Below are 13,305 nucleotides of genomic sequence, written 5' to 3' on the forward strand. Positions count from 1 at the left end.
CTGTTGAAATTAAAGGAAATTAAAAATGCTGCCCGACTATCTCGTCCCGGCTAAGTACCACATTGCGTCTGTGGAACAGCAACCCGCGGAAGCAGAAAAAGAGGCGAGTTTCACTCAGGGAAAAAGAAAGCTCTCCGATTTCGAGCCTGACATATTAATTGGCGTTTCCCAAACAGGGAAATCCCGTAATATGTTGCTGGAAGAGCACGATCGTCATATAAAGGACCGCTTATTTCGCGCTATAAAAATTGAAGCCTTTGTCCATCTGCTGAATGACCTGCAAGCCGAAGGCGAAATAGATGCCCAGAAACTAAGTCAAATAATGGCCGAAAAAACAGAAGAAATAAATGAAGCGGGCAATGAAATTTGGCTTAATCTAATTACACGAGAAAAAAACAACCCTATATTTTACACCCTGGGGGAAGATTAACGTGAAAGAAATTAAAAATAACGACGTTTATTTGACTTTAGATGATAAAAAAAGTGATGAATTTATCTTAAAGCAAAATCTCGACGCGCTGAGAAAGACAAAAAATGACGAGATGACGCGTATAACACAAGATTTGGTATCGATCCCGGCGACGCTGGTGCGTCTGAAATGGCAGAATCGCCGTGAAATTTACCCGCTACAGGTCAAAGAAGAAATTTACGGTGCCGTGTTGAATGCCATCATCGAGCAGCGTCCAGAGCTGAAAGAGAAGGTGCTGGGACGTCTTGAGGCCAATTATCAGTATCTGCTTGCCAGAGAAATCGCCACCCTGCGTCTGACGCGCAAGCTGTCAGACGGTGAGTACCGTACCTCAAACGTCACCTGCGTGGCGCTTGATGAGGACGCGCTGGCTTCTCACCCGACCGCTCCTGCATCCACTGATACAAAAAAATAATCAAACCGATATGCATAAAAAAAGCCGGCTTTCGCCAGCTCTTTTTTACTTCACGGTCGCTTTCTCTTCGCCGACCAGCCCAATCTTCAGATAACCCGCCTGATGCAGCGTGTCCATTACCTTCATCATGGTTTCATAATCGACGGTTTTATCCGCACGGAAGAAGACCGTGGTGTCCTTCTTGCCACCCGTGAGCTGATCCAGTGCCGGGATGACAGAGTCGGCCGTCACCGGGTCGTTCCCGAGGAACATGGATTTATCCGCTTTTACCGAGATATAGATTGGCTTCTCCGGGCGCGGCTGTGGCTGGCTGGAAGAGGCAGGTAGATTCACCTTCACATCCACCGTCGCCAGCGGCGCAGCCACCATGAAGATAATCAGCAGAACCAGCATAACGTCGATAAACGGCGTTACGTTGATTTCATGCATTTCGCCGTTATCGTCCAGATTTTCGTTCAGACGCATCGCCATAGCATCAACCTGCGCGCAGTTTAGACGCCGCGTGCACCGGCTTAACCGAGCTGGCATTCAAATCAAGATCGCGACTTTGCAGCAGCAGAACCTGTGCTGCAACATCGCCGAGAGTGGCTTTGTAACTGCCAATCATACGCGCGAAGATGTTGTAGATAACCACAGCCGGGATTGCTGCAACCAGACCGATTGCCGTCGCCAGCAGCGCTTCCGCGATACCCGGCGCAACCACCGCAAGGTTGGTAGTTTGAGACTGCGCGATACCGATAAAGCTGTTCATGATGCCCCAGACCGTACCGAAAAGCCCGATGAACGGCGAGATCGCACCGATAGTCGCCAGATAACCATTGCCACGGCCCATATGTCGACCTACAGCGGCAACACGACGCTCCAGACGGAAGCCGGTACGTTCTTTAATACCTTCGTTATCTTCACTGCCAGCGGAAAGTTCCAGCTCGTTCTGAGCTTCATTAACTAACAGGGTGGTCAGGCTTTTTACGTGGAAGGATGAGGTCATATCTGAAGCCTGATCCAGAGAACGGGCTTCAGCCAGTTGCTGTTGCTCCCGCTTAAGGCGACGCTTCTGCGAAAGCAGTTCAGCACTTTTGCTGAAGAAGATAGCCCAGGTGACAACGGACGCCAGAATCAGGCCGATCATCACAATCTTAACCACGATGTCAGCATGTTGATACATGCCCCAAACGGAGAGATCCGTCTGCATCAAATTATTACCCACTCTGTATCTCCAGGACGCAAATCACAAAATCTGAACGTAATAATATCAAAACATCGTCGAATTGATAGTAGTTCTCATTAGTATTTGCATGGTGCCGTAATTTTCGCTCACTTTCCTTGCGCTTACGCAGTAAAAATTTCTTATGCGGTTTTTTGCTAATATTTTCTGCTTATTCGATAAGCATCCGGGTGCAGTTTTTTACAATCGTGGTAGTCTGGACGTCCAGACGTATAAAAACAGGGTTAGCGAACATGACAAAGAAGCATCTTGATACCACGCTGGTACAGGCAGGACGCAGCAAAAAATACACCCAGGGATCGGTCAATAGCGTGATTCAACGAGCCTCCTCACTGGTATTTGATACCGTTGAGGAGAAAAAAATCGCCACGCGTAACCGCGCAAAAGGCGGACTTTTTTATGGTCGTCGCGGCACCCTAACCCATTTTTCACTCCAGGAGGCCATGTGCGAACTGGAAGGCGGCGTGGGCTGTGCGTTGTTCCCGTGTGGGGCGGCAGCCGTCGCCAATACCATTCTGGCGTTTGTGGAACAAGGCGATCATATTCTGATGACCAACACCGCCTATGAACCCAGCCAGGACTTCTGCACCAAAATCCTCCGTAAGCTCGGCGTAACAACCGGTTGGTTCGACCCGCTGATCGGCGAAGGCATCGCAGAACTTATTCAGCCAAACACGCGTATCGTGTTCCTGGAATCTCCAGGGTCACTCACCATGGAAGTCCACGACGTCCCGGCTATCGTGAAAGCGGTTCGCAGCAAAGCGCCAGAAGCGATCATCATGATCGACAACACGTGGGCGGCGGGCGTGCTGTTTAAAGCACTGGAGTTTGACATTGATATCTCGATTCAGGCGGCGACCAAATACCTGATTGGCCATTCTGACGGCATGATTGGCACTGCGGTATCCAATGCACGCTGCTGGGATCAGCTGCGTGAAAATGCCTACCTGATGGGGCAAATGGTGGATGCGGATACCGCCTACATGACCAGCCGCGGGCTCCGTACGCTGGGCGTGCGCCTGCGTCAGCATCACGAAAGCAGCCTGAAAATAGCCGAATGGCTGGCGCAACACCCGCAGGTTGAGCGCGTCAACCATCCGGCGTTGCCCGGCAGCAAAGGTCATGAATACTGGCAACGGGACTTTACGGGGAGTAGCGGTTTGTTCTCATTCGTTCTTAAAAAACGGCTGAATAATGACGAACTGGCAAACTATCTGGATAATTTTACCCTCTTCAGCATGGCCTACTCCTGGGGCGGCTTTGAATCCCTGATCCTGCCAAACCAACCGGAGCAGATCGCGGCTTTGCGTCCCGGTGGTGAAGTGGACTTCAGCGGAACCCTGATCCGACTGCATATCGGTTTAGAAAATGTTGACGATTTAATCGCGGATTTAACAGCAGGGTTTGAGCGTATCGTGTAGAGTGCTGGCTGAAAATGTACTCCCTGGACGTTTTTGTGAACATTGCCACCAGAAAAGTCCGCATTAGTTGCGCCCGGGATCAAACCCGAAGCGCAAATAAAGGAGTACAATAGCTCTATATCTGCTGTTCCACAGGAAAGTCCATGGCTGTTATTCAAGATATTATCGCAGCGCTCTGGCAACACGATTTTGCCGCGCTGGCGGACCCTCACGTCTTAGGTATCGTCTATTTCGTGATGTTCGCGACTCTGTTTCTGGAAAATGGATTACTGCCAGCGTCATTTTTACCCGGTGACAGTTTGCTTTTACTTGCCGGGGCGTTGATCGGCAAAGGCGTCATGGACTTCACGCCAACGATGGTGATCCTCACTTCCGCAGCCAGCCTGGGCTGCTGGCTGAGCTATTTGCAGGGCCGCTGGCTTGGGAACACGCGCGTCGTGAAAAGCTGGCTGGCCCAGTTACCGCATAAATATCATCAACGTGCGACCTGCATGTTTGATCGGCATGGCCTGCTGGCACTGCTGGCCGGGCGTTTTCTGGCGTTTGTTCGTACTCTGCTGCCAACAATGGCGGGCATTTCTGGTCTGTCGAACCGCCGCTTCCAGTTCTTTAACTGGCTGAGCGCCCTGTTGTGGGTTGGTGTGGTCACGACGCTCGGCTACGCGCTGAATATGATCCCGTTCGTGAAACACCACGAAGATCAGGTGATGACCTTCCTGATGGTGCTGCCGATTTTCCTGCTGGTGGCAGGGCTGGTAGGGACCATCGCGGTAGTGATTAAGAAAAAGTACTGCAGTGCATAAACAAAAGCCGGGTGGCGCTACCGCTTACCCGGCCTAAGCTTCCCCTTCACGCTCCCTGCATGGTTCTTATACGTGACGCATCTTCCCCCGGCGTGACGCCGAAGTAGCGCTTAAACTCCCGACTGAACTGCGACGCACTTTCATAGCCCACCCTCATCGCCGCCGCGCTGGCCTTCATGCCATCGTGGATCATCAGCATTCGCGCCTTATGCAGGCGGTAGGTTTTGAGATACTGCAGCGGTGAAGTGCTGGTCACCGACTTAAAATTATGGTGAAACGCCGAAACACTCATATTCGCTTCTGCCGCGAGCTGGTCGACGCTCAGGTTTTCCGTGTACTGACTTTCAATACGCTTGAGCACGCGGCTTATCAGGCTGAAGTGGGTCTGTCGGCTCACCAGCGCGAGTAAAGCCCCTCCCCCCGGCCCCAGCAGTACATGGTAGAGAATTTCGCGGATAATCTGCTTGCCGAGAATACGTGCATCCAGCGGCCTGTCCATTACGTCCAGCAGACGCTCAATGGCGCAGAGGATCTCTTCAGATAATGTCGCGGAGTTAATCCCGCTTGATGCCATTGAAGGCTGGAAAAGCTCGTCTTCACCAATCTCCATCAGCAGCTCCTGCAGCTGAAGAATATCGACATTGACGCGAATACCCGCCAGCGGAACGGCCTCTGTCGCGAAAGTTTCACATTCAAAGGGTAAAGGTACTGTCAGCAGCAGGTATTCATTGGTGTCGTAACGGAAGACTCGTTCATTGATATAGCCAATTTTATGGCCAGAAAAGAGAAAAACGATGCCTGGTTGATACATGACCGGCGTGCGCGTCCCGGGTTGCGTACCGTAGAGCAGGCGAATGTCCGGCAGCAAATTGCTGACACCATTTTCATTATCTATCAGTCTCTTAATCTGCATTGTGAGCTGATGACAGATCGCTTCACGGTTCATATTACGTTACTCCGGGTACGGTTTCCGACGTTGATAGTGTGCGTGCTTTTCCGCGCTTTCTCCAGCGCTCTGTAGAAATGGGCAAGACATCGGCAGGAATGTGCATTGAGAGGATAGCCCCGGACAGCCACAATGTGCAGCATCAGGTAGCCTTCTGCGCCACCACGATTTTTCACCCACATAAGGGAACGAGCAATGAACAACTTTAATCTCCACACCCCAACCCGCATTCTGTTTGGTAAAGGCGCTATTGCCGAGTTGCGCGCACAGATCCCTGCTGACGCCCGCGTACTGATCACCTACGGTGGCGGCAGCGTGAAAAAAACCGGCGTGCTGGATCAGGTTTACAGTGCCCTGGAAGGTCTGGACGTGCGTGAATTCGGCGGCATTGAGCCAAACCCGTCTTACGAAACGCTGATGAATGCAGTGAAAATCGCCCGCGAAGAGAACATCACCTTCCTGCTGGCCGTTGGCGGTGGCTCAGTGCTGGACGGCACCAAATTCATCGCCGCAGCGGCACATTACGCTGACGGCATCGACCCATGGCATATCCTGGAAACCCGTGGCAGCGATGTGAAAAGCGCTATCCCGATGGGCTCGGTACTGACTCTGCCAGCCACAGGCTCTGAATCCAACAAAGGTGCCGTGATCTCCCGCAAAACCACCGGTGATAAACAGGCCTTTATGAACGAACACGTTCAGCCTGTGTTCGCCATCCTCGACCCGGTTTACACCTACACCCTGCCTGCACGTCAGGTGGCTAACGGTGTGGTCGACGCCTTTGTGCATACCGTTGAGCAGTACGTGACCTACCCGGTGGATGCCAAAATTCAGGATCGCTTCGCGGAAGGCATTTTGCTGACGCTGGTTGAAGAAGGTCCGAAAGCGCTGAAAGAGCCAGAAAACTACGATGTTCGCGCCAATGTGATGTGGGCGGCAACGCAGGCGCTTAATGGCCTGATCGGTGCGGGTGTGCCTCAGGACTGGGCAACCCATATGCTGGGCCACGAACTGACGGCCATGCACGGTCTGGATCACGCTCAGACGCTGGCCGTAGTACTGCCTGCGCTGTGGAACGAAAAACGTGACACCAAACGCGCCAAACTGCTGCAGTACGCCGAGCGCGTGTGGAACATTACCGAAGGTTCTGACGATGCGCGTATTGATGCCGCCATCGAAGCGACCCGCAACTTCTTTGAAGGCCTGGGCGTGCCAACGCGTCTCTCTGGCTACGGCCTGGATGGTAGCTCCATCCCTGCCCTGCTGGCGAAACTGGAAGAACACGGTATGACTCACCTGGGTGAGCACGGCGACATCACGCTGGACGTGAGCCGTCGTATCTACGAAGCGGCACGCTAAGCGTTTTTGTCCTCCCGACTTTCGTTTTTTGACATTTCGTCCAGACTTAATGCATACCCCATCGTCGGAGAAACCCTCCGACGATGCGCACCTGAAGGAGGAAAAATGGCAAACCAAACCGTAATCAGGCTGAAGGACGGCAACGTGATGCCCCAACTGGGGCTCGGCGTATGGAAAGCCGGTAACGACGAGGTCGTCTCCGCCATTCATAAAGCCCTGGAAGTCGGCTACAGGTCGATTGATACCGCCGCTGCGTACAAAAACGAAGACGGTGTGGGTAAGGCACTGGCCAGCGCTGGCTTGCCCCGCGACGACCTTTTCATTACCACTAAACTGTGGAACGACGATCAAAAGCGCCCCCGCGAAGCCCTGCAGGAGAGCCTGGACAAGCTCCAGCTCGATTACATCGATCTCTGGCTGATGCACTGGCCTGTTCCGGCTATCGACCATTATGTTGATGCCTGGAAAGGAATGATTGAGCTGCAAAAAGAGGGGCGGGTGAAAAGTATCGGTGTCTGTAATTTCCAGGTTCACCATCTGCAGCGCCTGATCGACGAGACGGGTATCGCTCCTGTCATCAATCAGATCGAGCTGCACCCGCTGATGCAGCAGCGCCAGCTTCACGCCTGGAACGCAACCCACAATATCCAGACCGAATCCTGGAGCCCGCTGGCTCAGGGTGGTGAAGGCCTATTTGATCAGAAAATTATTCGCGACCTGGCGGATAAATACGGTAAGACGCCAGCACAGATTGTGATTCGCTGGCATCTGGATAACGGCCTGGTGGTGATCCCGAAATCGGTCACCCCTTCGCGCATCGCCGAGAACTTCGACGTCTGGGATTTCCGCCTGGACAAAGATGAGTTGGGTGAGATTGCGAAACTGGATAAGGGCAAACGGCTTGGGCCAGACCCGGAGCAGTTTGGCGGATAGATAAAAAACCCCGGCTTGCCGGGGTTTTTATTTTACGCTTTACGTTTGGCTGGCTTCTTCGCCGTAGCCCCACCGTTTGAACGCTGGTGCACGATCGGTGTGTGCTTGGTCAATGCCGGGCGCGTATTGCGATTCTGACGACGCGCCTCGCGCATTTCATCCAGGGTAGGAGCCGGTACCAGACAGTCGCGACGCGAGCCAATCAGGTGCTTTTTACCCATATCTTCCAGCGCCTGACGGATCAGCGGCCAGTTTTTCGGATCGTGATAACGCAGCAGCGCTTTGTGCAGACGGCGCTGTTTATCCCCTTTTGGCACCACCACGTCTTCGCTCTTATAACCAATCTTACTCAGCGGGTTCTTGCCAGTGTAATACATGGTCGTCGAGTTGGCGAGCGGTGACGGGTAGAAGTTCTGCACCTGATCCAGACGGAAGCGACGCTGTTTCAGCCACAGCGCCAGGTTCACCATGTCCTCATCGCGCGTACCCGGGTGGGCAGAGATGAAGTAAGGGATTAGGTACTGCTCTTTCCCTGCCTGCTTAGAGTAGGTATCGAACAACTGTTTAAAGCGATCATAGCTGCCCATGCCCGGCTTCATCATTTTCGACAGCGGGCCTTCTTCGGTGTGCTCCGGCGCAATCTTCAGATAGCCGCCAACGTGGTGCGTTGCCAGCTCTTTGATGTAGCGCGGATCTTCCACGGCGATGTCGTAACGTACTCCGGAGGCGATGAGGATCTTCTTGATGCCTTTAAGGTCGCGGGCGCGGCGATAGAGATTGATTGTCGGCTCATGGTTGGTATCCATGTGCTGGCAGATATCCGGATAGACGCAAGACAGACGACGGCAGGTTTGCTCTGCACGCGGCGACTTACAGCGCAGCATGTACATGTTGGCGGTTGGGCCGCCAAGATCGGAGATCACGCCAGTAAAACCCGGTACGGTATCGCGAATAGCTTCGATCTCATTGATGATCGAATCTTCAGAGCGGCTCTGGATGATGCGTCCTTCATGCTCGGTAATAGAGCAGAGCGAGCACCCTATAATTCTGATCATTTAGAAATTTTTTTGCGTTTAAAATCAATGAATTGAAAGATTTCATTTTTCTAAGTCTGATAAAACAGATGAAAACCCAACTGACTATACTCATAAAACTCAATCTTTGCGCTGCTGTACGATACCAGTAATTACAGGTGCCGAGTTTAACATCATGAAAAGTAGCCCAATAATGAATGACGCAACGCCAGCTGCGGTGCCTAACTTCTGACTGAACACCATTGAAACAAAGTACATATTTGGGATAAAAACGGACATAGCAATCACGAAAAGTAACTTATTCAGATAATTATTTATTCGGGTCTTAACCTCAACTCTATCATAAAAAGCCATCGAAACGTAAGCAGTTATCAGTGAATAAAAAGACCATGTCATATAGTTAACCGATTCATTAAATGCCTCTCGCAAAAGCAAAGCACTTTCTGTCATTCCCTACCTCATTAAATCAATAGAAAATAAATCTGAATAATTTATTTTTAAAAGAAAAGAACACAACATAACTTCAGTAGTTATGATTAATCCCTGAATGATTATTTCTTAGCAAGATATAACATGCTTAATGTATATCAGGCAATAAAAAAACTCCCAAAGACCACCGCTGTGGTCTTCAGGTATAGGATTTAAAGAACGAACTCAGTCCGGAAACGTATCACTATCTTCTGTAACGTCCGCTTTCTCTGGTAACATTCTGTTTTTAATATACTGTGAATTCCTGCAGATGAGAGGAAAAATCTCCGAGTTATTCATTATACAACTCGTTGCCGTACGGGCGTCCTCCGGAGACCATGATGAAAATGAAAACGTCTGACGGTCAAGCCATTGAGACAATAATACATTATCAACAGAAGCGCTAAACAGCGCCGCAATAGCCCTGCGTTCAACGGCCTTCTCAGGTTCAATAAACGACAACTCATTATGAAAACGGGTAATAATCGCAATACGGCTGTCAATACGAATATGTCTTTCAAGTAAGACATCGTGCAACTCATCAAGTACAGTCTCTCTCTGGGTATCGTCGAGGCAAGACCACAGAAAATGAATGTTCTCGGCATTTGTGACAACGTCTGGCTCTGCATCACGGAACCATGATGCAAAGATACCCACACTACCTTCCATCCGGATATGCTGCCCCTGAAGTTGCATTTGTTCAAGGATAAAGCGCATGTTCACAGGAAGAACCGTAAAACACTCAATAAGCCTTTCAGAAGAACTAAATACTCCACATGCCAGGGCGTTCAGCTTTTTCTTCAAAATATCAAACTGCTCACCTGACTGATATACGTCATGGAGAAATACTGGACCCATAGCATTCACATCAGACTCAATTATTTTCTCTGACAGTGCTTTTTGACGCTCTCGCACAAATATTAAAAGAGAGGTTGCATTTGTAGCTTCTTTGATGACGTCATACTGACCTTTAACAAAGCTCAGGACAGGTATATTCACCAGAAGACCTAAATCAACAATCCTGCCAACAGCATTTTTGATGTACGGCAGAACATTTTTATCCTTAAGTGCTATAAAGATACTCTCGGCAGTACGTAGATAACGAAGATATGCAGCCAAAGCCAGGTCAAACCGTTCCTCACCAATATGTTCACTGTACGACTCGATACCGGCATAGTTACCATGGAGCACCATGTGAGCAACAGCCTGTGCAGCAAATTCCGCAGGGAAGAGATTCCTCGTCGCCGTATTATTAAGATAATATTGATTTAAAACATTATTATTCCAGTCCGGGCTCAGAACAATTTTTCTGAAATGGATAACGTCCTCAACAACCTGACGATTTTTAAGCGTCATTATTGCAGAGCTAACCTGAGCCCCACCTGTACCATCATTCTTTCCAATTACGTTCTGTACCGCCTTCGATGCAATATTGATATGCCGGATAATTCCCGGATTAAAAAGGTCTATCTGAGGTTGCTCAGCTCCATAGCGTAACATCTCCTCCCGACCGTGATTTCCGATATCTAGTGTGCCAATTTTCAGGTTTGACAAGGTCTCTTCATTATTGACAAGGTATTCCACATAAAATACGCCATCTACAAAATTCTCCATTTTATTCAGTAGTGATTCACCGGCCAGAACAGAGTATGAATCAGCTTCCTGCAGCAACGTCTTCGTGGATTCAGCCTCCAATTTTTCTGAATCCTGAATTTCATCAAGTTTACTCACAATAAACGATATTTGCCTTTCGACGAAAGGCTCTAGGCTTATCCGCCCGTCAGCCATCAGTTTCTGCAGACTCAATACGAAACCTTCATCATTCTTTTCTCTGAGTGAAACAGCATAACTCTGATTCAGCATTTGCACTGCGACTTTGAGTTGCGGTTCGGCGAGAGCCTGACACTTCTCATCCATCCGGCTATAAGAAACCAGCCAGTCTCGCATCTGAATATGTGGTGCCACTCGCTGCCATGCTTCAGCGAAACCCCACAAGGCCGTCAGTTCTTCAAGCCGTGGGATATTTATAGCACCAATCGCGTCTTTAAGAGGCGTATCAAGCAACTCGCTCCTGGCAAGCTCCACCGTGGACTGATAGTGGATGCTCATCAGAAATTCGCTCCATCTTTCTGTATCGTTATTAAAAATTCGGGATATTTGTTGATAAGTTAGCGAGAGCATCTCGTCAAAATCATCCGGAGCAATACCGGGTTCGGTCTGACTAGCTTTGGGATCGCGAAGTAATACTTTAATATCTCGCTCCCCGTATCTGACCACCAGTAAGTAGAGAGCAATAAGAATATGGCGATGATCTTCTGTTGCAGGAACGGTAAGGTTCAGAATATGAATATCATTAACAAACTTCTTCATTAATCGCGGTGTGATACGAGGATACTCAGAGGGTTTCCAGCGCTCAAGCAACACCGTTGCTTCCCGGCACGCTATCCCTGCATCCTCATTTACTGTTTCTTTCCAGTACTGCCTTAACGCTTCCTGCCATCCTGCCGAAATAAGAGGAGGAACCTGAAAACTTACAGGAATCCGCTTTGCAATAAACTCACGCCCGCTGAAACCCGCCACAGAAAGTGAGGCTGAAACCTGTCTTGCCGAATAGGGCACCACTATCCTGAAGTGTTCATGAGTGGCTCCGGCAATAAGCTCCATATCACTCCAGAGCTCTTTCACTTTGTCTGCACTGATTCGGTCCAGATTATCAATGATAAGGATGAAGCGATCTCCATGGGAAATGACCTCTTTGGAGGTAAATCCCTGCAGAGCTTCAGCCAGCTCAATAGCTCCGACCTCCTTATTAACTAGCCAAGTCTCTTCAATCCTGTCAGTACTGTTGCGTTTGAACAAATCACCAATACTCGAATACCCTTTCTTTCTGTACCATTCCATGTTCTGCAGGCATGCCAGTCCTGCGACCATAATGGCAGGAGAAAGAAACGCGGCCACCTCAACATAAAAAAGCCACCCTAATAATGACTCCTTGTTAGTAAAATATTGATTAAGGTCTGTTAGCACATAACGAAGCATCTGCACGGAAAGCAATGACAGTAAAATAAAAACGACGGTCAACCAGCTTAGCCTGCTGCTGACCCTCTTGTCGTATTCAACGATGTTACCCAGAGCCAGATTTTTATACTTATCCAACACATCCCGGGAGCCCGGACATTGTAGGCTGACCCCGTGGTGGATGACATCGATAAGCGCTTTTTTAGTTGAGCCATGATGGTAACGTTCTGCATCAAAGTTAATGAACGTAAAATCATCTTTAAGCTTTTTCTGCAGGAACTTCAATATTGTTGACTTACCTGAACCCAGCTCACCTTCCAGACCAATAATATTGACATCAGGTGTCCTGATGATCTGAGCCACATTCTCTGCAACTTTTTCATGACTGCTGCCTCTAAACATATCCTGGTCAGCGGGTGATTCCGTCTGCAATCGTAGAGTCATTCAGCAATTTCCTTCGTTATAACGTAAGATTCTTTCACTATTAGACACAGTACAGAGCCCACAGCAACCAAATGACTGCAGCCGGGGCAGTTTAGTTTTAAGCATGCATAAGCCGATTTCGATGGAATCCCTTTCACACAATAATATTGAATTGAAGCAATGAAAACATTAATGTGTTTGTTGTGACTAGCTGCAGGGGCCTGGAAGAAATTCCAAAGCCTGACAAACCGGAACAGGGCTTGCTCTGCTCCGGTTTTATCCAGTTCATCTTGAAGCCCTTGTTTTTGTTACATATCCCTGCTCACTCTTTCAGCCATTGTTAAGCTTCTTGTGTGTAATCTGCGAATAATACGGATGCAAAATTGATGCAATGGATTATACATACCTACAGCGCACGTTACGCTGAGCTGAATCGAATTTCAGAGAACGTTCTTCGCTATTACCCTGCCCAGCCAGTTGAACACATTTTATCATCCGGCCCCGAGAGTGACATGTTCTCTGCCTGGTACAGCCTTCATCAGAGTCAAACTAGACGTTATTTACAGGCAAAAGAAGACAGCTACAGAGCTTAAGTCTGACATTATTCGTGGCTGTGTCTGCCTTCGGAGTTTTCAGCTTATCCCGATAACAGCGGTTTTGAAAAATTGACGTTTTTTACACCGGTACATTGCCCGAACGCAATCTCCCCCGTAGCGAAATACCGCCCCGCAGAAAATCGTCCATGCTCGGCATGCCCCTGGAACATCAGCATCTTTTCAATAAAGGTTTTA

11 protein-coding genes and 1 pseudogene are annotated in these 13,305 nt (G+C 49.4%); 6 read left to right on the forward strand and 6 right to left on the reverse strand.

Annotation, left to right across the window (positions count from 1 at the left end; genetic code table 11):
- Nucleotides 1-25 precede the first annotated feature (25 nt).
- Together LCD46_18955 and LCD46_18960 are read left to right on the forward strand one after the other, a co-directional pair.
- Nucleotides 26-430: a hypothetical protein gene (locus LCD46_18955; GenBank protein UOY70105.1), complete on the forward strand. Its 405-nt coding sequence runs from the start codon at nt 26-28 to the stop codon at nt 428-430.
- 1 nt (nt 431) lies between these two features.
- Nucleotides 432-884 carry a cytoplasmic protein gene (locus LCD46_18960; protein ID UOY70106.1) on the forward strand — a complete coding sequence of 151 codons (453 nt, stop codon included), beginning with the start codon at nt 432-434 and terminating at the stop codon, nt 882-884.
- A gap of 45 nt (nt 885-929) precedes the next feature.
- On the opposite strand, the gene exbD is transcribed toward LCD46_18960, so the two are convergent.
- Together exbD and exbB are read right to left on the reverse strand one after the other, a co-directional pair.
- On the reverse strand, nt 930-1,355 hold the full coding sequence (gene exbD, locus LCD46_18965) for a TonB system transport protein ExbD (protein UOY70107.1): 426 nt from the start codon (nt 1,353-1,355) through the stop codon (nt 930-932).
- Between the two features lie 4 nt (nt 1,356-1,359).
- Nucleotides 1,360-2,091 (reverse strand): tol-pal system-associated acyl-CoA thioesterase, encoded by a 732-nt coding sequence (exbB, locus tag LCD46_18970; GenBank protein UOY70108.1) that lies wholly within the window; start codon nt 2,089-2,091, stop codon nt 1,360-1,362.
- A gap of 251 nt (nt 2,092-2,342) precedes the next feature.
- On the opposite strand from exbB, the gene metC reads away from it, so the two are divergent.
- The gene (gene metC / locus LCD46_18975) at nt 2,343-3,530 is read left to right on the forward strand and encodes a cystathionine beta-lyase (GenBank protein UOY70109.1); all 1,188 of its coding nucleotides are present in this window, start codon (nt 2,343-2,345) and stop codon (nt 3,528-3,530) included.
- Between the two features lie 143 nt (nt 3,531-3,673).
- A complete protein-coding gene (locus tag LCD46_18980) occupies nt 3,674-4,333 on the forward strand; it encodes a DedA family protein (protein ID UOY70110.1) in 660 nt (219 codons plus the stop codon).
- A gap of 46 nt (nt 4,334-4,379) precedes the next feature.
- On the opposite strand, the gene LCD46_18985 is transcribed toward LCD46_18980, so the two are convergent.
- Entirely contained in the window at nt 4,380-5,279 is a 900-nt protein-coding gene (locus tag LCD46_18985) for an AraC family transcriptional regulator (protein ID UOY70111.1), read from the reverse strand.
- Nucleotides 5,280-5,474: 195 nt separating this feature from the next.
- Between LCD46_18985 and yqhD the strand changes: the two genes are divergently transcribed.
- Nucleotides 5,475-6,638 carry an alcohol dehydrogenase gene (gene yqhD / locus LCD46_18990; protein UOY70112.1) on the forward strand — a complete coding sequence of 388 codons (1,164 nt, stop codon included), beginning with the start codon at nt 5,475-5,477 and terminating at the stop codon, nt 6,636-6,638.
- Between the two features lie 105 nt (nt 6,639-6,743).
- Nucleotides 6,744-7,571 (forward strand): 2,5-didehydrogluconate reductase DkgA, encoded by an 828-nt coding sequence (dkgA, locus tag LCD46_18995; GenBank protein ID UOY70113.1) that lies wholly within the window; start codon nt 6,744-6,746, stop codon nt 7,569-7,571.
- Nucleotides 7,572-7,603: 32 nt separating this feature from the next.
- Here the strand turns inward: dkgA and LCD46_19000 are convergent.
- The 3 genes and pseudogenes from LCD46_19000 to LCD46_19010 form a co-directional block, all read right to left on the reverse strand.
- Nucleotides 7,604-8,611 (reverse strand): annotated as a pseudogene (locus tag LCD46_19000) (DUF3362 domain-containing protein).
- 114 nt (nt 8,612-8,725) lie between these two features.
- Nucleotides 8,726-9,055 (reverse strand): hypothetical protein, encoded by a 330-nt coding sequence (locus LCD46_19005; protein UOY70114.1) that lies wholly within the window; start codon nt 9,053-9,055, stop codon nt 8,726-8,728.
- Nucleotides 9,056-9,259: 204 nt separating this feature from the next.
- On the reverse strand, nt 9,260-12,535 hold the full coding sequence (locus LCD46_19010; protein ID UOY70115.1) for a KAP family NTPase: 3,276 nt from the start codon (nt 12,533-12,535) through the stop codon (nt 9,260-9,262).
- Between the last annotated feature and the right edge of the window lie 770 nt (nt 12,536-13,305).

Origin of the sequence: Enterobacter ludwigii (assembly GCA_023023105.1) — a bacterium.
GTDB lineage: Bacteria > Pseudomonadota > Gammaproteobacteria > Enterobacterales > Enterobacteriaceae > Enterobacter > Enterobacter adelaidei.